Here is a 21,155-nt window from a genome sequence, read left to right as displayed (position 1 = left end):
TGGGGAACCGGCCTTTCTCGAGAACCAACTACGCGGCGGTGAACAGCAGCGCCGTGTTGTGGCCGCCGAAGCCGAACGAGTTGCTGACGGCCGCGGTGAAGTCGCCCTTGCGGGGCTCACCGGACACCACGTCCAGGTCGACCTTCGGGTCCTGGTTCTCCAGGTTCAGCGTCGCGGGGACGATGCCGTGGTAGATCGCGAGCAGCGTCGCGATGCCCTCGACCGCGCCGGCGCCGCCGACGAGGTGGCCGAGCGCGCCCTTCGGCGCCGTCACCACGGGGTGCGAGCCGATGGCCTTGCGGATCGCGTTCGCCTCGCCGATGTCGCCGACGACGGTGGCGGTGGCGTGCGCGTTGACGTGCTGGACGTCCTCCGCGGTCAGCCCCGCCATCCGGATGGCGTTGGTCATGGCCGCGACCTGGCCGATGCCCTCCGGGTGGTTGCCGGTGATGTGGTAGGCGTCCGAGGTGATCCCGTAGCCCGCGAGCCTGCCGTAGATCTTCGCCCCGCGGGCGCGCGCGTGGTCCTCGCGCTCGAGGACCACGACACCGGCGCCCTCGCCGAGGACGAACCCGTCGCGCGCGGCGTCGAACGGGCGCGACGCGTGCTCGGGGTCGTCGTTGTTCGTGGAAACCGTGCGGGCCTGGGCGAAACCGGCGATGGTGATGGGGTGGATGCAGGACTCCGCGCCCCCGGCCACCACCACGTCGGCGCGGCCGTTCTGGATCATCTGGTACCCGTTGGCGATGCCCTCCGCACCGGAGGCGCACGCCGACGCGGGCGCGTGCACTCCGGCGCGGGCCTTCAGCTCGATGCTGACGTGAGCCGCGGGGCCGTTGGGCATCAGCATGGGCACGGTCAGCGGCGACACCTTGCGGATGCCGTGCTCCTCCAGCAGGTCGTCCTGGTTCAGCAGGGTGACCGGGCCGCCGATGCCGGTGCCGATGGACACGCCGAGCCGCTCGGGCTCGACGTCGCTGTGCTCGTCCGTCGGCTCGGTGAACCCGGCGTCCGCCCACGCCTGCCGCGCGGCGATGATCGCGATCTGCTCACACCGGTCGAGCCTGCGTGCCTGCACGCGCGGAAGCGTCTCCGTCGGTTCCTCGGCGAGAGTCGCACCGATCTTCACCGGCAGGTCGAACCGCTCGACCCAGTCGGCCTCGATGCGCCGGATGCCGCTGCGGCCGGCGAGCAGGCCGTCCCACGTGGACGCGACGTCCCCGCCGAGCGGCGTGGTGGCACCCAGCCCGGTGATCACGACGTCGATGTTGCTCATGTGGACCTCTCCCCGAGGAATCGAGTTCAGGAAATGCTTACTTGGCGTTCGCCGCGACGTAGTTCACGGCGTCGCCGACGGTCTTGAGGTTGGCCAGCTCGTCGTCCGGGATCTTGACCCCGAACTTGTCCTCGGCCTGCACCGCGATCTCCACCATCGACAGCGAGTCGATGTCCAGGTCGTCCACGAACGACTTCTCGGAGCTCACGTCGTCCTGAGCGACACCGGCGACCTCTTCGACGATCTCGGCGAGGCCGGCGAGGATCTCTTCTTTGTCCGCCACTGTTGGTTTCCCTTTCCTGGTTGTCCGGGCTTCGATCACCCCGTGCGGGCGGGCGCCCGCCGGGGTAAGTGGTATCACGGGCAGATGACGACCTGTCCGGCGTAGGACAGTCCGGCGCCGAAACCGACCATGAGCACGACGTCCCCGCTCTTCACGGTGCCCGCCTTGCGCATGTGGTCCAGCGCCATCGGGATCGACGCCGACGAGGTGTTGCCCGAGTAGCGGATGTCGTCGGCCACGACCATGTCCTCGCGGGCGCCCTTGGCGCGCAGCCGCTTGGCGATGGCCTCGACGATGCGCAGGTTCGCCTGGTGCGGGATCAGCACGTCCACATCGGACGGTTCGAGCCCGGCCAGTTCGAGCGCCCGCAAGGCGATCGGCGCGATCTGCGTGGTCGCCCAGCGGAAGACCGACTGGCCCTCCTGATAGATGTAGCGGTGGTCGCGCATGTAGATGGTGTCGACGAGGTCACCCGCGCTGCCCCACGCCACCGGCCCGATGCCCGGCTCGTCGGACGGGCCGACCACGGCCGCACCCGCGCCGTCGGCGAAGATGATCGCGTTCGCGCGGTCGACCGGGTCCACCACGTCGGTGAGTTTCTCGGCGCCGATCACCAGCACCTTGCCCGCCGAGCCGGACCGGATCAGGTCGGAGGCGACGCCGAGGCCGTAGCAGAAGCCCGCGCACGCGGCGTTGAGGTCGAACGCGCCGGGGGCCTTGATCCCGATGCGGTCGGCCACCTGGGCCGCGGCGTTGGGGATCGGGGCCGGCATGGTGCAGTTCGGCACGATCACGGTGTCCACTTCGGACACGTCCACCCCGGCGTCGGCGAGCGCGTTGCGGCCCGCGGTGACGGCCATGTCGACCAGCAGCTCGTCCTTCTCGGCGAACCGGCGCTCGATGATGCCGACGCGGTCGCGGATCCACTGGTCGTTGGTGTCCATGAGCTGGGAGAGGTCGTCGTTGGTGACGATCCGGTCCGGCTGGTAGCTGCCGACGCCGAGGACGCGCGTGGCGGCCGGGCCTTGCTTGAGCTGCAACCTGGTCACAGGACCTCCTTCACGGCCGGGAGGTCGGCCGGGGTCTTCAGCGCGACCGTCGTGGTCACGGTGCCCTTGAGCTGGCGCTTGACCAGCCCGGTGAGGGTGCCGGCGGGCGGCAGCTCCACGGTCTCGGTGACGCCGAGCCCGACGAGGCCGTCCATCGTCAGGTCCCAGCGCACGGGGCGCGTGACCTGCTTGACGAGGCGGTCCAGGTACTCGGCGCCGCTGGTGACGACCTGGCCGTCGGCGTTCGACAGCAGGGGGCGCACCGGGTCGGAGACGGTGATGTTCGCGGCGTGCGCGCGCAGCGCCTCCTCCGCGGGAGCCATGTAGGCGGTGTGGAAGGCGCCGGCGACCTTGAGCTGGCGGACCTTGGTGCCCTCCAGGGGCTCGGCGACGATGCGCTCGATCGCGTCCGCGGCACCGGAGGCCACGATCTGCCCGGCCCCGTTGCGGTTGGCGGCGGTGAGGCCGTGACCCTCCAGCCAGGCGACGACCTCGTCCGGGTCGCCGAGCATGACGGCGGCCATGCTGGTCGGCTCGGCCGCGCAGGCCTTGGCCATCTCGGCGCCGCGGACGGCCGCGAGCGCGACGGCGTCTTCGGCGGAGAGCACGCCCGCGATGGCGGCGGCGGCCAGCTCGCCCACGGAGTGCCCGGCGACGGGCGCGTCGGCGGGGAGGTCGGACAGCTGCTCGGAAGCCAGCAGCGACAGCGCCACGATCAGCGGCTGCGTGATCGCCGTGTCCTGGATCGTCTCGGCGTCGGCCTCGGTGCCCAGGTGCACGAGGTCGAGGCCGGCGCGCTCCGACCAGCGCCGCAGCTGCTCGCGCGTGCCGTCGAGTTCGAGCCAGGGGGTGAACATACCGGGGGCCTGGGAGCCCTGTCCGGGGGCGAGGAGAGCTGTCACGGTGTCCAGGGAACACGTCCGCTCGCCGTGACCGGGATGCCGGGGGTCACCAAGTCCGTGCCGCGTTTTTGGAGGAACCCTCCAAAGATCCAGCTCTCACAGCCCGTCGCGGGGGAAATGTCTTGTATGGTTCGGGCAGTGCGGCGCGTGAGTTCTGTCACCAGAGACCGCGGGCACGGGCAAGCCTGCCGACCATCAGTGCAACGCGGAGCACGAGCGCGTCGCGCGGGTCGAGCGGGTTGCGGCCGGTGAGCTCGGTGGCCCGCCGCAGCCGGTAGCGCACGGTGTTCGGGTGCACGAACAGGGTTTTCGCGCAGGTCTCCAGCACCCCGCCGGACTCCAGGTACGCCTCGACGGTCTGCAGGACGTTCGGGCCGGCGTCCTCCAGCGGCTGGGCGATCTCCTCGATGAGCAGGCGTTCGGCCTCGGCGTCGCCGGACAGCGCGCGCTCGGGCAGGAGGTCGGCCGAGCGGACGGGTCGCGGGGCACCCGGCCAGCCGACGACGGCGCGCAGCCCGGAGAGCGCCTCGGCGGCGCTGCGGTGGGCTTCGCCGAGGTCGGCGACGGTCGGCCCGGCGACGACCGGTCCTTCGCCGAACACGACGGCGAGCTTGCCCAGGTCCTCCTCGGGCCCGCCCGCGACGACGATGAGCCGGGAGCCCTGCACGCTGAGCAGCACGGGCCGGGACAGCCGGGCGGCCAGCCTGCGCACCTCGAACACGACGGCGGGCGGGTCGTCGGAGGAGGGGCTGCCGACCAGCACGGTCGCGGCCGTGGCCGGGTCCCAGCCCAGCGCCGCGGCACGGGAGAGCACGGATTCCTCGGCGTCGCCGCGGACGATCCCGTCGACGACGAGCGCTTCGAGGCGGGCGTCCCAGGCGCCGCGGGCTTCGGCGGCGGCGGCGTAGGAGTTGGCGGTGGCGAAGGCGATCTCGCGGCCGTAGCGGAGGATGCCCTCGATGAGGGCCGCGCGCTCGGCGTCGTTGGCGGCGAACGCGGGCAGTTCGTCCTCGAAGACCTCGATGGCCATGCGGACGAGCCCGACGGCCTGGCGGAGGCTGATCCAGCGGGACAGTTCCTGCGGGGCGCTGCGGAAGGCGTCGCTGGTGAGCTTGAGGGCTTCCTGGGAGTCGCGCAGCCAGTCGACGAAGCCCGCCGCGCCGGTCTGGGTGATCATCAGCACGCTCGCACGCTGGTCCGCGGGCAGGCGCGTGAACCACGGCAGGCGCCGCTCCATCGCGGCGACACTGGCGGACGCCAACCGCCCCGACGCGCGGTCCAACCGCCGCAACGTCTTGTCGGAAAGCCCGTGGTGCTTCGCAGACTGCGTCATGGTGCCCCGATCGTACGTGCGGCGATAATCAGCTCGTTGAACAGCGCCGCGGCGGGTGGCACGGCCGATCCGGAATTGACGACGGAATTCTTCGTCCGAAAGAGGGTCTCCGCATGAAAGTTCTCGTCACCGGTGCGGCTGGACGGGTGGGCGCGAACCTGACGAAGCAACTGGTTTCGTCCGGCTGGGAGGTCAGGGCGATGGTGACGCCCGGCAGCACGCACGCCGCGAAGCTCGCCTCGGTCGCGGAAGCCGAGGTGGTCGAGGCGGACCTGCGTGATCAGCGCTCGGTGAGCAAGGCTTGCCGGGGCGTGACGCACGTGGTGCACCTCGCGGCCCGCATGGTGGTCGGCGACCTGCCCATCGACGACTTCTACGACGTCAACACGCTCGGCACCCTCCGCCTGCTCGAAGGAGTGCTGCACGAGTCCCCGGATTTCGAGCGGTTCGTGCTGGCGAGCACCGACTCGACGTACCGGCCCGGCAGGCCGCCGGCGACCCCGCTCACCGAAGATCTGCCGCAGGAGCCCGCCGACTACTACGGCACCAGCAAACTGCTGGGCGAGATCATCCTGCGGAACCGGGCCGAGCAGTTTCAAATACCGTTTTCGACAGTGCGGTTCGGCACCGTGCTCAGTCCCGATGAAGCCGCCACCCTTTATCGCCTGGGATATCGCCGTGGCTGGCTGCGGTTCCAGCAGGAGAGGGGCAGGAAGAACACCCTGTGGCCGCTTTTCGAGGGGCAGCCGAAGCTGGTCGAGCTCTTCGACGAACAGGTCGGTGACGCCCCGGAGGACACCGCGGTCAGCCTCGTCGGCCCGGACGGGCCGTGGACGCTGAGCATGGTGGACGTGCGTGACGCCGCCCAGGGCGCCCGGCTGGCGCTCACCGAGCCGGGAGCGGTGGGCCGGGCCTTCAACATCGCCGCGGCGGAACCCACGTCGTCGGTCGACGGCGCGGCGGCGGTCTCGGAGGTCTTCGGCGTGCCGGCGCTGACCGTGCGGCTGCCCCTGACGTGGAACCTGGAGATCAGCATCGAGGCGGCGCGGAAGTACCTGGGCTACGAACCCGCCTACGACTACCGCGCCTGCGTGGGCGCCGCGAAAGCACAGCCCACGGGTGCGGACGACTTCATCCCCGCCGCCGAAGGCAACACCGGCGTCTTCGCAAACCTCTCCGGAGGCCACGCCCAGTAGAACCCCAAATCGCATGCTGGTAATTCACCAACAACACCACGCCGGGTCGGGAGGAGCTCGCACCGTGGGGGTCCGGGGGCTCGGCCCCCGGGTGATACGCGGACTCGCGCCGCTCGGGAGCGCGAAAGCGCGAACAGGCGGAAATGCGAGGCCGCCCGGCGCTTGCGGTTTGCGCTGCGCCGGGCGGCCTCATCTCCCCGGTCCCCACCGGTAGGTCCACTATGGACCTTGTGGATCTTTCACCGCTACCCTGCTCACCCGATCGTGCGGCGTCCAGGACGTGAGACGGACCCGGACGGGGAATCCCGGCCGGGCTCCCGGGGTTGACGACCACGTGAACTTCTTGCTGGAGCACGGGGTGACGGTTTTCGGGCAGTGGATCTCGATCGCCGAGCTGGTCGGGCAGATCTGCGCCCTGGCTGTGGTGTTCCTCGCCGAGCGGCGGACGCTCTGGACGTGGCCGGTGCAGGTCGGCGCGACCGTGCTGCTGTTCGCGGTCTACACCAGTGCCCACCTGGGCGGGCTGGCGTCGCGGCAGGTGGCGATCCTGCTGATCTCGCTGTACGGCTGGTGGGCGTGGACGCGCCGGAAGGACCCGGTGTACGGCGTGGTGGTGCGCCGCGGCAGGCTCGCCGAACGGCTGAGCATGGTGGGTGTCTTCGTCGCCGGCACGGTCGGGATGGCGTTGCTCCTGGACGCGCTCAACGCGTCCTGGGCGCCGTGGCCGGACGCCGCGATCTTCGTCGGCACCCTCGTCGCGTTCGCCGCGCAGGGGCTGGGGCTGGTCGAGTTCTGGCTGGTGTGGCTGGCCGTCGACGCGGTCGGCGTGCCGCTGCAGATCGCCTCCGGGCTGTACTTCTCCGCGGCGATCTACGTGGTGTTCGCGGCGCTGGTGATCCACGGCTGGTGGAGCTGGAACCGCTCCGCCACGCGCGCGAAGGCGCGGGTCAGCCCAGCCGTTCGGTGAGGTGGACCTCCACGCGCGCGCCGGCCTCCTTGCCGAGCGCGCGCCGGAGGTCCGCCTTGACCGGCAGCTTGTGCGTGCCGTCGCCCAGCGCCATGAACGAGCCGCGGAACGGCAGCCCGTCGATGGTGCCGCGCACCTTCACCAGGCCGCGCGTGCCGAACAGCTCGGCGGAACCCGGGAGCACGACGTAGGTCCAGCCGCCCTTGGCCGGGCTCTTGCGCAACTCCGCGGTGAATCGTTCGTCCAGGTCGCTCATGCCGGTGCAGACCGCGCGAGCGCCGGAAACTCGTCGCTCAGGGCAGCATTCCGCTGAGCACCGTGCTCTGGCCCACGACGATCAGGCACATCACCGCCAGCAGCCCCAGGCTCCACGGCAGCACCTTCCGCAACAGTGTCCCCTCCTCGCCGGGCAGCATCGCGGCGGCACACGCGATGCTGAGGTTCTGCGGGGAGATCATCTTGCCGAGCACGCCACCGGAGCTGTTCGCCGCCGCCAGCAGCTCCGGTGACAGCCCGGCCTGGTGCGCGGCGGTCACCTGCAGTGCGCCGAACAACGCGTTCGCCGACGTGTCCGAGCCCGAAACCGCGACGCCGAACCAGCCCAGCACGGGCGAGAGGAACGCGAGCGCCGCACCGGCTCCGGCGATCAGGTGCCCGATGGTCGTCGTCTGGCCGGACAGGTTCATCACGTACGCGAGCGCGAGCACGCCCATGACGGTGAGGATCGCGAACCGCAGTTCGTGCACCGTCGCGCCCCACTCCCGCACCGCGTCCCGCGCGGCGACGCGCAGCGCGACGACCGTGAGGATCCCCGCGATCAGCACCAGCGTCCCGCCGGTGTTCAGGAACGGCAGGGAGAACGTGTTGCCCGAGACCGGTTTTCCGTTGCTGCCCACCACGTTCAGGCCCGGCCAGTGGAACTTCCACGTCACCGAGTCCAGCAGCCGCTTGACCGGCGGCACCTGCCCCAGCGAGAAGATCACGATGATCAGCGCGTACGGCAGGTAGGCGCGCACGATCTCGCCGCGGTCCTCGGGCCGGTCCAGCGTTTCTGTTGCCACGCCGGTGAGCACGGCGGCCCGCACCTCCTCGCGGGCGGGTTTGCGCGTGGCGGGCAGCGCGACGAGCGCCGCCGCCCCGGCGAGCGCGGCGCCGATGTCGGCCAGCTGCGCGGAAACGTAGTTCGACGCGGCGAACTGCACGGCGCCGAACGCGATGCCGCAGACGAGTGCGGGCAGCCACGTCTCCCGCAGCCCGCGCCTGCCGTCGACGATGATCACCAGCAGCAGGGGCACGAACAGGGCCAGCAGCGGGGTCTGGCGGCCGACGATCGAGGACACGGTGTCCAGCGGGATGCCGGTGACCTGCGCGAGCGTCACGACCGGGGTGCCCATCGCGCCGAACGCGACCGGGGCGGTGTTCGCGACGAGGGCGAGGACGGCGGCGCGCACGGGCGTGAAGCCGAGCGCGACGAGCATCACCGAGCTGATCGCGACGGGCGCGCCGAAGCCGGCGAGCGCCTCCATGAGCGCGCCGAAGCAGAACGCGATCAGCAGGGCCTGGATGCGCGGGTCGTCGGAAACCCGGCCGAACGAGCGGCGGAGCACGTCGAAGTGACCGGTGCGCACCGTGATCCGGTAGATCCACAACGCGTTCACGACGATCCACATGATGGGGAAGAGGCCGAACGCGGCGCCCTGCAGCCCGCTGGAGACCGCCTGCACGACGGGCATCCGGTAGACCACGACGGCGACGACCAGCGCGACCAGCAACCCCAGCAGCGCCGCGTGGTGTGCCCGCATGCGCACCCCGCCCAGCAGGACGAGCACCGTCGCGAGCGGCAGGACCGCGACGAGCGCGGACAGCGCGAGCGAACCGGCGAGCGGGGCGAGCTCCTGCACGAACATGCCGACCTCGATTCCACGATGCGGAAGCCGCTTTCCGTACGGGCTAGGGCAGGATGAGGAGCTTCGCGTCCCGGGTCAAGCCGGACGTTCCGCTCACCGAGATGGGCGGCCAGGAGCGATTTTCGCCGCATACTTGCGCAGGGTGGGAACACAGAAGTTGAGCCGGTCGTTGTCAAGAGTGCGGGGAACCCGCTCAGAGGAAGTTCCAGGAGGTGGTATCGATGCTGATGCGGACGGATCCGTTCACCGGTTTCGAGCGGCTGGCCCAGCAGGTGCTGGGGAGCTGGAGTGGTACCGCCGGCACGCTGGGGATGCCGCTGGACGTGTACCGGTCCGGCGACGAGTACCTGGTCCAGATCGACCTGCCGGGTGTCGCCCCGTCGGCGATCGACCTCAGCGTCGACCGCGACGTGCTGACCGTCAAGGCGGAGCGGCAGCGCCCCGACACGGCCGAGCGCCAGGTGGCCGAGCGCCCGTACGGCACGTTCGAGCGGCGGCTGTACCTGGGCGAGGCGCTGGACGCCGAGCGCATCCAGGCCGCGTACGAGGCGGGGGTGCTGACGGTGCGCATCCCGGTGGCGGAGCACGCGAAGCCGCGGCGGATCGAGATCAGCGGCGGTGAGCAGCGCAAGCAGCTGACCAACTGACGCACGCAGGGCCCGGGCGAACAGCCCGGGCCCTTTTTTCAGCGCAGTGTCGCGTGCGTCGGCCGCAGCGCGTCGATCGTGCGGACACCCAGCAGCTGCATGGTGCGCACGATCTCCGCGCGCAGGATCTCCACGCACCGCTGCACGCCGCGCTCGCCACCGGCCATCAGGCCGTACAGGAACGCCCGCCCGACGAGGCACGTGCTCGCGCCCTGCGCGACCGCCGCCACGATGTCGCCGCCCGAAAGGATGCCCGTGTCGAGCCACACCTCGGTGTCCCCGCCCAGCGCGTCCAGCGTCGCGGGCAGCAGCTCCAGCGGCGTCGGCGCGCGGTCGAGCTGGCGGCCGCCGTGGTTGGACAGCACCACCGCGTCCGCGCCGTGCTTCACGACGTCCCGCGCGTCGTCGGAGTTCTGGATGCCCTTCACGACGAGCTTGCCCGGCCAGTTTTCGCGCACCCAGGCCAGGTCGTCGAAGTTCAGCGTCGGGTCGAACAGCTTGTTGATCAGCTCCGCTACCGTCCCGCCCCACGCCGACAGCGACGCGAACTTCAGCGGTTCGGTGGTGAGCAGGTTGAACCACCACGCCGGGTGCGTCGCGCCGTCGAGGAACGTGCGCGGCGTCAGCGTGGGCGGGATCGTCAGGCCGTTGCGGACGTCCCGCATGCGCGCACCCGCGACCGGCGTGTCCACGGTCAGCAGGAGCGTGTCGTAGCCCGACTCGTGTGCCCGGCGCATCAGCTCCAGCCCGGCGCCGCGATCGCGCCACACGTACAGCTGGAACCACTTGCGGGCCTCGGGAGCGGCGGCCGCGACGTCCTCGATCGACGTCGTGCCCATCGTCGACAGCGAGAACGGGATGCGCTCGCGCTGCGCCACGTGCGCGACCGCGCGCTCACCCTCGTGGTGCATCAAGCGGGTGAAACCGGTGGGCGCGAAGGCGAACGGCAACGCCGACCGCTTTCCGAGCACCGTCGTGCTCGTGTCCACGTCGGCGACCCCGCGCAGCACGTTCGGGTGGAATTCGACCCTGCGGAACGCCTGCCGCGCGCGGCGCAGGCTGTCCTCCAGCTCGGCGGCACCGTCGGCGTAGTCGAACACCGCACGGGGCGTCCGCCTGCGTGCGATCGCGCGGAGATCGGCGATCGTGTGCGCCCCGGTGAGCCGCCGCTCGGTCGGGTCCGCCACGAACGGCTTCGGCCGCAGGATCTCCCGCAGCTCCGCGGGCCTCGGCAGCCGCCTTTTCGTCAAGACCTCTCCTCGGGAAAACGGACGGGCGGGGCACCCCGCCGGGTGCCCCGCCCGCCTTCGATCACGCGTTGCCGGAGTCGGACAGCTGCGGGCCCGCCGCGGACACGTCGTCAAGGCGGTACTTCCGCGTCGCCTCCACGACCTGCGCCTTGTCGACCTCGCCGCGCCGGGCCAGCCCGGTCAGCGTCGCGACCACGATCGACTCGGCGTCCACCAGGAAGTGGCGCCGCGCCGCCGGCCGGGTGTCGGAGAAGCCGAACCCGTCGGTGCCCAGGGTGATCATGTCGCCCGGCACCCACGGCCGGATCAGGTCCGGCACGGCCCGCATCCAGTCGGACACCGCCACGACCGGGCCCTGCTCGCCCTGCAGCTTCCGCGTCACGTACGGCACGCGGGGCTCGTCCTCCGGGTGCAGCAGGTTCTCGCGGTCCACCTCGACGGCCTCGCGGCGCAGCTCCGACCACGACGTCGCCGACCACACCGCGGCCCGCACGCCCCACTCGTCGGCGAGCATCCGCTGCGCCTTGAGCGCGTCGGGCATCGTCACGCCGGACACCAGGATCTGGGCCTGCGGCCCGTCGCCCCGCGGCGCCTCGGCGTACCGGTACAGGCCCTTGAGCAGGCCGTCCACGTCGAGGTTCTCCGGCTCGGCCGGCTGCTGGTACGGCTCGTTGTAGACCGTCAGGTAGTAGAAGACGTTCTCGCCGTTGCGGTCCGGGCCGGTCTCGCCGTACATGCGGCGCAGGCCGTCCTTGACGATGTGCGCGATCTCGAACGACCACGCCGGGTCGTACGACACCACGGCCGGGTTGGTGTGCGCCAGCAGCAGCGAGTGCCCGTCGGCGTGCTGCAGGCCCTCACCCGTCAGCGTAGTGCGGCCCGCCGTGGCGCCGAGCACGAAGCCGCGCGCCATCTGGTCGGCCGCCGCGTACAGCCCGTCACCGGTCCGCTGGAACCCGAACATCGAGTAGAAGATGTAGATCGGGATCATCGGCTCGCCGTGCGTGGCGTACGACGTGCCGACGGCGGTGAACGACGCCGTCGAGCCGGCCTCGTTGATGCCCTCGTGCAGCAGCTGCCCGTGCTCGGATTCCTTGTACGCCAGCATCAGGTTCGCGTCGACCGACGTGTACGTCTGGCCGTGCGGGTTGTAGATCTTGGCGGTCGGGAACATCGAGTCGAGGCCGAACGTGCGGGCCTCGTCCGGGATGATCGGCACGATCCGGTTGCCGATCTCGGCGTCCTTGGCCAGCTCGCGGACCAGCCGGACGAACGCCATCGTGGTGGCGACCTCCTGCTTGCCCGAGCCCTTGCGGACGGCCTCGTACACCTTGTCACCCGGCAGCACGAGCGCCTTGGCGCGGTTGCCGCGCCGCTCCGGCAGGTACCCGCCCAGCGCGCGCCTGCGGCCGATCATGTACTCGATCTCCGGCGAGTTCTTGCCGGGGTGGTAGTACGGCGGCAGCTTCGGGTCGCGCTCCAGCTCCTCGTCGCTGATCGGGATCCGCTGCGCGTCGCGGAACAGCTTGAGGTCGTCGAGCGTGAGCTTCTTCATCTGGTGCGTGGCGTTGCGGCCCTCGAACGAGGGACCCAGCCCGTAACCCTTGATGGTGTGCGCCAGGATCACCGTCGGCTGGCCGTGGTGCTCCATCGCCGCCTTGTAGGCCGCGTACACCTTCCGGTAGTCGTGGCCGCCGCGCTTGAGGTTCCAGATGTCGGCGTCGGACAGGTCCTTGACCAGCTCCTTCGTGCGCGGGTCGCGGCCGAAGAAGTGCTCGCGGACGTACGCGCCGTCGTTCGCCTTGTACGTCTGGTAGTCACCGTCGGGCGTGGTGTTCATGACGTTGACCAGCGCGCCGTCGCGGTCGGCCGACAGCAGCGCGTCCCACTCGCGGCCCCAGATGACCTTGATCACGTTCCAGCCCGCGCCGCGGAAGTAGGCCTCGAGCTCCTGGATGATCTTGCCGTTGCCGCGCACCGGGCCGTCGAGCCGCTGCAGGTTGCAGTTGATGACGAAGGTCAGGTTGTCGAGGCCTTCGCCCGCGGCGACGTGGATCAGGCCGCGGGACTCCGCCTCGTCCATCTCGCCGTCGCCCAGGAACGCCCACACGTGCTGGTCGGAGGTGTCCTTGATGCCGCGGTCGCGCAGGTAGCGGTTGAACCGCGCCTGGTAGATCGCGTTCATCGGGCCGAGGCCCATGGACACGGTCGGGTACTCCCAGAAGTCCGGCATCAGGCGCGGGTGCGGGTACGACGGCAGGCCGCCGCCCTCGCCGGCGTGGGACAGCTCCTGGCGGAACCCGTCGAGCTGCTGCTCGGTGAGGCGGCCCTCGAGGAAGGCGCGCGCGTAGATGCCGGGGGAGGCGTGCCCCTGGATGAAGATCTGGTCGCCGCCGCCGGAGTGGTCCTTGCCGCGGAAGAAGTGGTTGAAGCCGACCTCGTACAGGGCGGCCGACGAGGCGTACGTGGAGATGTGGCCACCGACACCGACGCCCGGCCGCTGCGCGCGGTGCACCATGATCGCGGCGTTCCACCGGATGTAGGCCCGGTAGCGGCGCTCGATCTCCTCGTCGCCGGGGAACCAGGGCTCGTTCTCGGTGGGGATGGTGTTCACGTAGTCGGTGGCCGTGAGCGGCGGCACGCCGACGTTGCGCTCACGGGCACGTTCCAGGATCCGCAACATCAGGTAACGGGCCCGCTGCTGTCCGCCACGGGCGAGCGCCTCGTCGAAGGAGTCCAGCCATTCGGCGGTCTCCTCCGGGTCGATGTCGGGCAGGTGCGCGGCCAATCCGTCGCGGATGACGCGTACCCGTGCCGGTGCCGGCTGGGCACCAGGGCTTGCGGCCTGGTCGTTTCGGGGGGCCAAGGGATCTCCTCGCCAGTTGTCACTTCTCGTCCAGGAACCCGCTTGGCGGCGGGTTCCTGCTGACATCGTCGTCTTTTTCAGGGCCTCCGTCATCGCTACTCGGCGGTAACGTTTGCCTGTCCCGCGATCGGATTCGCATACTGCAGACGCGCGCACGCGCGCGAGACCTCTCCACCCTAGGTCACGCTCTCCGCGCGTGGTGAAATGCCGGGTCAAAGGGGGTGCCGGGAGGGTTCGAAGGCTCCTACCGTGGGAAACGACTTGGGAGAGATCCGGTGTGGACGGTTGCGCCGCGGGCCGCGGACGTGTTCGCTAGCCCCATCCGTGTATCCGAGTGCCCGGACCAGCCGGTCACCCGTCGTAGTTGGAGGAGTGAAAGCAGTGGTCGCCGCTGGAGACGCTGACTACAGCAGCGTCGCCGAAAGGCTCGGCATCAAGCCGGACATGGTGGTTCAGGAGATCGGCTGGGACGAGGACGTCGACGACGACCTGCGTGCCGCCATCGAAGAACATATCGGCGGCGAGCTCCTCGACGAGGACGCCGACGAGGTCATCGACGTCGTGTTGCTGTGGTGGCGGGAGGACGACGGCGACCTGGTCGACGCGATCATGGACGCCAGGGGTCCGCTGGACGAGAACGGCGTGATCTGGGTCCTGACGCCGAAGACGGGGCAGCCGGGGCACGTCGAGCCCAGCGAGATCGCCGAGGCCGTGCCGACGGTCGGGCTCGCCCAGACGTCCAACATCAGCGTGGGCGCGAACTGGGCGGGCACCAAACTGGTCTCGCCCAAATCGAAGTCGAAGCGCTGACAGGTAAGGTTGGGGCGCGAAGCTTCAGGCGAGACGGGAGAGGTGTGCCAGCATGGCGGTAGAGGTCGGTTCCCAGGCCCCGGACTTCACGCTCAGTGACTACAACAAGCAGCAGGTCAGCCTGTCGTCGTTGCGCGGTGAGAAGCCGGTGCTGCTGGTGTTCTACCCGTTCGCCTTCAGCGGGATCTGCACCGGCGAGCTGTGCCAGCTGCGCGACGAGTTCGACGACTACGACGGCCGCGTGCAGGTCCTCGGTGTGTCCGTCGACACGCCGTTCTCGCTCAAGGCGTGGGCCGAGCAGGAGGGCTACCAGTTCCCGCTGCTGTCGGACTTCTGGCCGCACGGCGAGGTGGCGAAGGCGTACGGCGTGTTCAACGAGCAGTCGGGCATGGCGCTGCGCGGCACGTTCCTCATCGACAAGGACGGCGTGGTGCGGTTCGCGGAGGTCAACCAGCCCGGCGAGGCGCGCGACCAGTCGGCCTGGAAGAAGGCGGTCTCGGAACTGCCTGCCTGATCTCGTCCCGGTGGTGCCCAGCGGGGCGCCACCGGGCGAGGGCGCATAGCTCAGCGGAAGAGCACTTGCCTTACAAGCAAGGGGTCGCTGGTTCGAACCCAGCTGCGCCCACCCAGGGTTTTGCGGCTCAGGGGTGCCTGACCACGCCTCGCGGGCATGATCGGTTGCTCCGTTCGGTGGCATGCGGCCAAGCGGCCGGCGTGTGAGGCTCGACGGCATGCGGATCGAGCCACCACATCCCGATTCGATCCCGGCAACGCTGACGGGAGCGGTGGTGGCGACCGTGGCGAGTGCCGTCGAGGTGGGGTCGGCGCTACACGCGCCTTCGTCGGGATCGCGACAGGGGTGCCGGCTCCTTCCCGAGCGAATGATCAGCGGTGAAGGCCGGTTGTGTCGTCCCGCGGGGGCGCAGGGGGCATCTCGGAGTCCTGTTCGGACAGTGCTTCTCCGGCGAGGACGGCGACGCGGGTCCGGGGCTGACGAGGAACTTCCGGACGTGGTCGATGTCGACCAGATGGACCTGCGCACCCTGTGTCCGCGCGGTGGGACCTTGCTCGTCGTACCGGGGCTGAGCGGGGCGCTGCTGATCACGGGGGAGCCGTATGCGCTCCTGGCGGGACGGCGGAGTTCCTCGCCGCCGCGATTCCGGTGGACGTCGACCACACTCGTCTCCGCTTCCGCCGTGACGCGCGGATACTGGGGCAGCTGTATCCGAGCTTGCTCGAAGTGGCGGAACGGTTTGGCCGAGAAGATCCGGCTCATCAATGCCTTTGGCTGGTGGCGCGCCGCGCGTGGCTCGGGCAGGAGGACTTGCTGGACGCTGAGTTCTCGCGTGCGCTCAGGGAAGTGTTCGCCCTCGTCGAGGACTATCCGATCGATCCCGCCTTGCGAGAACCGGGAGACGTCACGGACGAGGACCTCAGGAAAGGGGGGCGACAAGAGGTTCTGCCGCATCACCTGCGCGCTGACGCTGGTGTGCCTCGCGGTGATGGACACTTCAAGCGACACGTACACCGTCTCCGACAGGTTCACGCCGGACAGCGTCGGCTGCTCGTAACAGCCGGGCCCCTGAAGCCGATCTTCCACTCTGTGAGCCGAGGCGGGATGGTGCGTTCCCGGCTCGTGGTGTGCCTGCTTGCCGCCGTGGTGACCATGGTTTCCGCCTGCGGGACGGAGGCGGGCCACGGGGTCGACCTCAATTCCGCCGAGGCGGGGTGGGGGCCTGACAGGCCGACGTACACCGAAGCCGAGCGGCCGGCCGGTGCGGTCCTCAACTCGGTGGTCGACAACCCGCGCCACGGCGACGAGCGCAGCTTTGTGATGGTGCGCCCCACCGGAAAACCCGCCGCGGCCGAGTACGGCCTCGTCCAGATCCAGCCCAGGACCGAGTACGAAGCCTGGATCTACTTCCGCAACGACGCGCGGTCGGCCGAGGCGGCGAGCCGGAACACCCGGATGGCGGTGACCCTGCCTTCCGCCGTCATGGGGCGGGAGAGGTTGAACGCGACCATCACCTCGGCCAACGCCAGTCCACCGCGGGTGTGGAAGGGGGTCGTCCTCGCGACTTCACCGGATGACGGGGTCGCGGTCCGTATCGTGCCGGGCTCGGCCTGGCTGTACCGGGACGACGCGACCACCGGAACCGCGTTGCCCGTCGACGAACTCTTCTCGATGCAGGGCACCCCCATCGGCTGCGGGCAACCTGACGGTCTGCTACCCGGGGGTGACGGCTGTGCGGGCTACGTGACCTTCCGGTTCTTCGCCGATCAACCGAACTTCACCGTCGACCAATGGGTTGCACCTTCCGGCAGCGGGGCTTGGTCTGCCTCCGCCACCGCTGCCCAGGGCGAGGCGGTCGATTTCAAGATCCGTTACCAGAACACCGGTACCACTGAGCAGAACGACGTGGCCGTGAGGAGTGAACTACCGGCAGGGTTGGCCTACGTCCCGGGCAGTACGAAGATCGCCAACTCCGCGAGCGACGGCCAATGGCGCCCCATCGAGAGCGACGACCTCTCGGCGAACGGGATCAACGTCGGCTCCTACGCTCCCGACGCTGTGATGTCCCTGATGTTCACCGCCACTGTCGACGCTGAAGCCGCACGACTGCCTTGCGAAACCGGTTCGCTCGCCGGCACGGTCGCGGTCGTCACGAAGAACGGCACCAAACGCAGTACGTCCACCATCCAGGTGGAACGGCGATGTTGAGCCGGAATGCGCCGGGTAAACGCGATTTCGTCGTGGGCGTCAGCAATCTGCTCGTGGCCGTGGTGGTGGGTGTCGCCAGCGTCTGGGTTCCGCTCAGGATCGACAGCGATGCCCAGGAACGAGAACGCAAGCGGGTGTGCCTCGAAGCGGTTGTGGAACTCCGCGCCGAAACCGACCGGATTTCCACCGGCTATTCCGTCGAACCCGACGATCGGGCGGCGCGCCTGGCGGATTGGGACGACGGGCAGAGTGCGATCGACCGCGTCAGGGTTTCCTGTGAAAAAGTGCTTTACCCCGGCGCTGTGCCGGCGACTGCCAGAGCGTTGTGGGACGAATTCAGAACCTCCCACGACCTTGCGCGGCAAGGACGACCGGAACTCGACGTCGTGAACCAGATCCGGACTTGGACCACTGACCGGATAGCGCAGTTGACCGCGTGAAACGCTTGCGAAATCATCACTCCAGCAGTCCCCGTTTGTACGCCACCGCGACGGCGGACGCCCGGTCCCGGACCCCGAGTTTCGTGTAGATGTGCAGCAGGTGCGTCTTGATCGTCGTCTCGCTGATGAGGAGGCGGCGGGCCGCGAGCTGGTTCGTGGCGCCGTCCGCGACCAGGCGCAGCACCTCCAGTTCGCGCGGGCTCAGCATCTCCTGACCACCGCTCACCCTGCCGATCAACGCACTCGCCACCGACGGCGCCAGGACGGAACGCCCGGCGTGCGCCGCCCGCACCGCGCGCACCAGTTCGTCCCTCGGGGCGTCCTTCAGCAGGTAGCCCGTGGCGCCCGCGTCGAGGGCCGGCAGCACGTCGCGGTCCGTGTCGTACGTCGTCAGCACCAGTACGCGCGCTGGGTGGTCGCGCAAGGCCGTGATCGCCTCAACGCCGCCCATTCCCGGCATCCGCAGGTCCATCAGGATCACGTCCACCTCGGTGCGCCGCGCGAGCCGGACCGCCTCCGCGCCGTCGCCCGCCTCACCGACCACCACGAAATCCGGATCACCCGAGAACAGGCTCCGCAGGCCATCGCGGACGATCGGGTGGTCGTCCACGATCAGCAGCCGGATCGCGCTCACCGCAACGGCACCGAGGCGTTGAGCGTCGTGCCATAGCCCGCCGCGGATTCGACCGTCAACGTTCCTCCCACCCCGGCCAGCCGTCGCCGCATGCCCGGCAGGCCGTACCCCTCGTACTCCGCGCCCGGGTCGAAACCCGTGCCGTCGTCGTGCACATCGAGCAGCACCGCGTCGTCCAGACAGGTCAGCGTGACGTTCGCCTTGCCCGCACCGGAGTGCTTTTCCACGTTCGACAACGCTTCCTGCGCCACCCGGAAAAGAACTGTTTCCACCTCACCCGCCACCCGGCACGGTCCACCGGTTTCGCGGAATTCCGCGGCGATCCCCGAACGTCCCGACCACTCGCGCACCAGTTCCGCCAGCGCTTCCGGGAGGTTCGCCTGCTCGAGCTGCCCCGGGCGCAGCGCCCGCACCGACCGGCGTGCTTCGGCGAGGTTCGCGCGCGCAAGCGACTGGGCCAGCTCCAGGTGCCGGGACAACCGCGCCGGATCGTGGCGGACGTGCTCGGCCGCCGCGAGCTGGGCGATGATCCCGGTCAGCCCCTGCGCGAGCGTGTCGTGGATTTCCCCGGCCAGGCGCTGCCGTTCCTCGACGACCCCCGCGTGCCGCGCCTGGGTCAGCAACTGCTCGTGCAGGCGCGCGTTCTCCGCGATGATCCGGCCGCGTTCCTCGTTCTGCGCCACGGCGTGGTTGGTGATGCTCGCCGAGTTCAGCACGAGCACCAGCATCACCGCGGCGACGACGAAGTAGGTGAGGCCGTGCCCGTCGAACGCGGTGGGGTAGCCCCCGGACAACGACGCGGACACGATCAGCGCGGTGGCCGCGAAACCCGCGACGCGCCAACGGCGGCCCAGCGGGTAGGCGAACAGGAACCCCGAGTACGCGAAGATCCCGAAGCAGAGGTTGATCCCCACGAGCACGGCCGCCAGCGCCGTGTGGACGACGTACGCGACCAGCCGCTGCCACCGCGGCGCCGTCACGGCCAGCCGGGCACTGACGACCGTCGACCACACGGCGGCGGCGCCGACGAACACCGCTTCCAGCGCGAACCGGGACGGGCCCGGCACCGCGAACGACGCGGCGGTGGACACGGCGAGCAGCGGCAGCGGCACGATGCGCCGCATGCGGTCGAGCCGGGCCTGCCACGGGTCGGCGATGCTCACCGGACCGATGATCTCACCGCCGCCCGCCGTGGACCACGATCGCGTAACCCACCATCACCAGCCCGCACAGGCCCTGTTCGAGCCGCATCCACAGCGGGAACAACCCGGGTAGCGCGACGAGCACCGCGATGGCCACCGGCACGACGACGGCGATGATCCGCAGCCGCCGCAGCGCCCCGGCCGACCCACGCGCCGCCCGGTTGGTCAGGAGGACCAGGACGACGGCGGTGATCAGCACGATGAGGGCGCGGGTCCAGACCGCGTCGTTGACCTGCGCCGGATCACCGCGCAGGAGGACGATGGCGGCGAGCGCGAGCACACCGAGCGACAGGTAGGCGCCGGCGAGCCACTTCAGGGTGCGGAACGCTCGCCGGCCGAGGGGAGTTCGTGTCACACGGCGAGTATTCGGGCCGGCGCTGCGGTGTCGGATCGTGCGCGAAGGCGGGATCGGCCGCCGGATCGGGCCACCGCGGCATCGACCGATCGGTGGATGCGGTCGGCGGGTGGTTCCGTGGCTCGTGCGGTGTGCCGTGGTTGAGCGGGGTGAACTACCGCCGCCACCAGCGGCGGCGCTTCACCTCGGGCTCAGGCGCCGCGAGCCGGTCCTCCCGCCGTTGCCGGTCCTCGCGCCACTGCCGGACCACCTCGTCGGCGTCCACGGGGCTCACGTGCACCGGCGGGCCGGACGGGGCGCGCAACCACTCGGCGATGCGGCGGTTCAGCCGGGACACGGCGTCCCGCACCTGGCGTTCCGCCGGCAGCGGCCGGACCGCCTCGCGCAGCCCTTCGACCTCCTTGCGCAGGCGTAGCGGCTCCGGCAGCAGGACGTCCGCCGACAGGCCCTCCTCGTCCAGCTTCTGCTTGATCCACCACATCTCGTCGCGTGGTTTGTGCAGGTTCGGCAACGGTTTCCCGGCGCCGGGCAGGTTGTCGAAGGCGCCCCGTTCCTGCGCCTGCCGGATCTGCCGCTCGACCCACGTCTCCGCACCCATGCCGCGCGGTTTGCGTTCGGTCATGGCTCCAGTGTGCCGAACGAGGCCGACCACCGGTGGTACGCCGACTTCCGGGTAGTGTCGGTCGCATGGGTGTTGCCGCTGACGAACGCCGCGAGCTGAGCGCACTTTTCGACCAGGTGGGGCCGGACGCGCCGACCCTGTGCGAGGGCTGGCGGACGCGGGACCTCGCCGCGCACCTCGTGGTTCGAGAGCGGCGGCCGGACGCGGCTCCCGGGATCGTCGTGCCCGCGCTGGCCGGGTACACGAAGAAGGTGCAGGACCGGTACGCGAACCTGCCGTGGGCCGAACTCGTCTCGCGTGTGCGGTCCGGGCCCGCGAAGTTCTGGCCCACACGCCTGCCCGGCATCGACGAGGCGGCCAACGGCAGCGAGTTCCTCGTCCACCACGAGGACGTCCGGCGCGCGCAACCGGGGTGGGAACCCCGCCCGGCGGACCCGGATCGGGACGCGGCGGCGTGGCGGGCGGCACGCGGGATGGGGAAGTTCGGGCTGCGCAAGTCACCCGTCGGCATCGTGCTGCGCACCCCGGACGGGCGGCAGGCGGAGGTCAAGTCCGGGCCCGACACCGTGACCCTCGTCGGCGCGCCCGTGGAGCTGTTGCTGTTCGTGTTCGGGCGGGACGAGGTGCGGGTCGAGTTCGAGGGCGACGCCGCGGCCGTCGAGCGCGTGAAGGCACTCGGCCGGGGGATCTGACC

Annotated in this window: 21 protein-coding genes and 1 tRNA gene; 9 read left to right on the top strand and 13 right to left on the bottom strand. The window is 70.3% G+C overall.

What is annotated here, in order from left to right; genetic code table 11:
* Positions 1-28: 28 nt before the first annotated feature.
* The 5 genes from ABFX51_RS24020 to ABFX51_RS24000 all read right to left on the bottom strand — a co-directional run bounded on the left by ABFX51_RS24020 (position 29) and on the right by ABFX51_RS24000 (position 4,843).
* Positions 29-1,276 carry a beta-ketoacyl-[acyl-carrier-protein] synthase family protein gene (locus ABFX51_RS24020; RefSeq protein ID WP_091504434.1) on the bottom strand — a complete coding sequence of 416 codons (1,248 nt, stop codon included), beginning with the start codon at positions 1,274-1,276 and terminating at the stop codon, positions 29-31.
* Positions 1,277-1,313: 37 nt separating this feature from the next.
* On the bottom strand, positions 1,314-1,559 hold the full coding sequence (locus ABFX51_RS24015) for an acyl carrier protein (RefSeq protein ID WP_091504433.1): 246 nt from the start codon (positions 1,557-1,559) through the stop codon (positions 1,314-1,316).
* 74 nt (positions 1,560-1,633) lie between these two features.
* On the bottom strand, positions 1,634-2,608 hold the full coding sequence (locus tag ABFX51_RS24010) for a beta-ketoacyl-ACP synthase III (protein ID WP_346055008.1): 975 nt from the start codon (positions 2,606-2,608) through the stop codon (positions 1,634-1,636).
* Positions 2,605-3,519: an ACP S-malonyltransferase gene (locus tag ABFX51_RS24005; RefSeq protein WP_346055018.1), complete on the bottom strand. Its 915-nt coding sequence runs from the start codon at positions 3,517-3,519 to the stop codon at positions 2,605-2,607. The genes ABFX51_RS24010 and ABFX51_RS24005 overlap by 4 nt, the downstream gene beginning before the upstream one ends.
* 148 nt (positions 3,520-3,667) lie before the next feature.
* A complete protein-coding gene (locus tag ABFX51_RS24000) occupies positions 3,668-4,843 on the bottom strand; it encodes a PucR family transcriptional regulator (protein WP_091504430.1) in 1,176 nt (391 codons plus the stop codon).
* Between the two features lie 113 nt (positions 4,844-4,956).
* On the opposite strand from ABFX51_RS24000, the gene ABFX51_RS23995 reads away from it, so the two are divergent.
* Positions 4,957-6,039: an NAD-dependent epimerase/dehydratase family protein gene (locus tag ABFX51_RS23995; RefSeq protein ID WP_346055007.1), complete on the top strand. Its 1,083-nt coding sequence runs from the start codon at positions 4,957-4,959 to the stop codon at positions 6,037-6,039.
* A gap of 334 nt (positions 6,040-6,373) precedes the next feature.
* Positions 6,374-7,006: a nicotinamide mononucleotide transporter family protein gene (locus tag ABFX51_RS23990; RefSeq protein ID WP_091504428.1), complete on the top strand. Its 633-nt coding sequence runs from the start codon at positions 6,374-6,376 to the stop codon at positions 7,004-7,006.
* Here ABFX51_RS23990 and ABFX51_RS23985 read toward each other — a convergent pair.
* Positions 6,987-7,262, bottom strand: coding sequence for a DUF1905 domain-containing protein (locus ABFX51_RS23985; RefSeq protein WP_091504427.1), 276 nt, complete (start codon positions 7,260-7,262; stop codon positions 6,987-6,989). The two genes, ABFX51_RS23990 and ABFX51_RS23985, sit on opposite strands and share 20 nt — an antisense overlap.
* Before the next feature lie 37 nt (positions 7,263-7,299).
* Positions 7,300-8,913, bottom strand: a complete 1,614-nt coding sequence (locus ABFX51_RS23980) for an L-lactate permease (RefSeq protein ID WP_346055006.1) — start codon at positions 8,911-8,913, stop codon at positions 7,300-7,302.
* A gap of 221 nt (positions 8,914-9,134) precedes the next feature.
* Here ABFX51_RS23980 and ABFX51_RS23975 point away from each other — a divergent pair, with 221 nt between their 5' ends.
* A complete protein-coding gene (locus ABFX51_RS23975) occupies positions 9,135-9,560 on the top strand; it encodes an Hsp20/alpha crystallin family protein (RefSeq protein ID WP_346055005.1) in 426 nt (141 codons plus the stop codon).
* Positions 9,561-9,598: 38 nt separating this feature from the next.
* On the opposite strand, the gene ABFX51_RS23970 is transcribed toward ABFX51_RS23975, so the two are convergent.
* Positions 9,599-10,810, bottom strand: a complete 1,212-nt coding sequence (locus ABFX51_RS23970) for an alpha-hydroxy acid oxidase (protein ID WP_346055004.1) — start codon at positions 10,808-10,810, stop codon at positions 9,599-9,601.
* A 61-nt stretch (positions 10,811-10,871) separates the two neighbouring features.
* A complete protein-coding gene (gene aceE / locus ABFX51_RS23965) occupies positions 10,872-13,676 on the bottom strand; it encodes a pyruvate dehydrogenase (acetyl-transferring), homodimeric type (protein WP_346055003.1) in 2,805 nt (934 codons plus the stop codon).
* A gap of 381 nt (positions 13,677-14,057) precedes the next feature.
* Here aceE and ABFX51_RS23960 point away from each other — a divergent pair, with 381 nt between their 5' ends.
* From ABFX51_RS23960 to ABFX51_RS23940, 5 genes are all read left to right on the top strand, one after another.
* Positions 14,058-14,486 (top strand): DUF3052 domain-containing protein, encoded by a 429-nt coding sequence (locus tag ABFX51_RS23960; RefSeq protein ID WP_091504422.1) that lies wholly within the window; start codon positions 14,058-14,060, stop codon positions 14,484-14,486.
* A 52-nt stretch (positions 14,487-14,538) separates the two neighbouring features.
* The gene (locus ABFX51_RS23955) at positions 14,539-15,000 is read left to right on the top strand and encodes a peroxiredoxin (protein WP_346055002.1); all 462 of its coding nucleotides are present in this window, start codon (positions 14,539-14,541) and stop codon (positions 14,998-15,000) included.
* A 39-nt stretch (positions 15,001-15,039) separates the two neighbouring features.
* Positions 15,040-15,111 (top strand) — tRNA-Val (locus ABFX51_RS23950).
* Between the two features lie 537 nt (positions 15,112-15,648).
* The gene (locus tag ABFX51_RS23945; RefSeq protein WP_346055001.1) at positions 15,649-17,208 is read left to right on the top strand and encodes a hypothetical protein; all 1,560 of its coding nucleotides are present in this window, start codon (positions 15,649-15,651) and stop codon (positions 17,206-17,208) included.
* The gene (locus ABFX51_RS23940) at positions 17,202-17,648 is read left to right on the top strand and encodes a hypothetical protein (RefSeq protein ID WP_346055000.1); all 447 of its coding nucleotides are present in this window, start codon (positions 17,202-17,204) and stop codon (positions 17,646-17,648) included. Before ABFX51_RS23945 ends, ABFX51_RS23940 begins: the two co-directional genes overlap by 7 nt.
* A 16-nt stretch (positions 17,649-17,664) precedes the next feature.
* On the opposite strand, the gene ABFX51_RS23935 is transcribed toward ABFX51_RS23940, so the two are convergent.
* The 4 genes from ABFX51_RS23935 to ABFX51_RS23920 all read right to left on the bottom strand — a co-directional run bounded on the left by ABFX51_RS23935 (position 17,665) and on the right by ABFX51_RS23920 (position 20,461).
* Positions 17,665-18,282: a response regulator gene (locus ABFX51_RS23935; protein ID WP_346054999.1), complete on the bottom strand. Its 618-nt coding sequence runs from the start codon at positions 18,280-18,282 to the stop codon at positions 17,665-17,667.
* Complete coding sequence (locus ABFX51_RS23930; protein WP_346054998.1) at positions 18,279-19,445, bottom strand: sensor histidine kinase; 1,167 nt, start codon at positions 19,443-19,445, stop codon at positions 18,279-18,281. The genes ABFX51_RS23935 and ABFX51_RS23930 overlap by 4 nt, the downstream gene beginning before the upstream one ends.
* A gap of 13 nt (positions 19,446-19,458) precedes the next feature.
* Complete coding sequence (locus tag ABFX51_RS23925; RefSeq protein WP_346054997.1) at positions 19,459-19,839, bottom strand: hypothetical protein; 381 nt, start codon at positions 19,837-19,839, stop codon at positions 19,459-19,461.
* 154 nt (positions 19,840-19,993) lie between these two features.
* Positions 19,994-20,461, bottom strand: a complete 468-nt coding sequence (locus ABFX51_RS23920) for a DnaJ family domain-containing protein (protein ID WP_346054996.1) — start codon at positions 20,459-20,461, stop codon at positions 19,994-19,996.
* Between the two features lie 65 nt (positions 20,462-20,526).
* On the opposite strand from ABFX51_RS23920, the gene ABFX51_RS23915 reads away from it, so the two are divergent.
* A complete protein-coding gene (locus ABFX51_RS23915; RefSeq protein WP_346054995.1) occupies positions 20,527-21,153 on the top strand; it encodes a TIGR03085 family metal-binding protein in 627 nt (208 codons plus the stop codon).
* Positions 21,154-21,155 lie beyond the last annotated feature (2 nt).

It is taken from the genome of Amycolatopsis dongchuanensis, from assembly GCF_039542405.1.
In the GTDB taxonomy this organism is placed as follows: domain Bacteria; phylum Actinomycetota; class Actinomycetes; order Mycobacteriales; family Pseudonocardiaceae; genus Amycolatopsis_E; species Amycolatopsis_E sacchari.
This window is presented reverse-complemented; position numbering and strand designations above follow the sequence as displayed.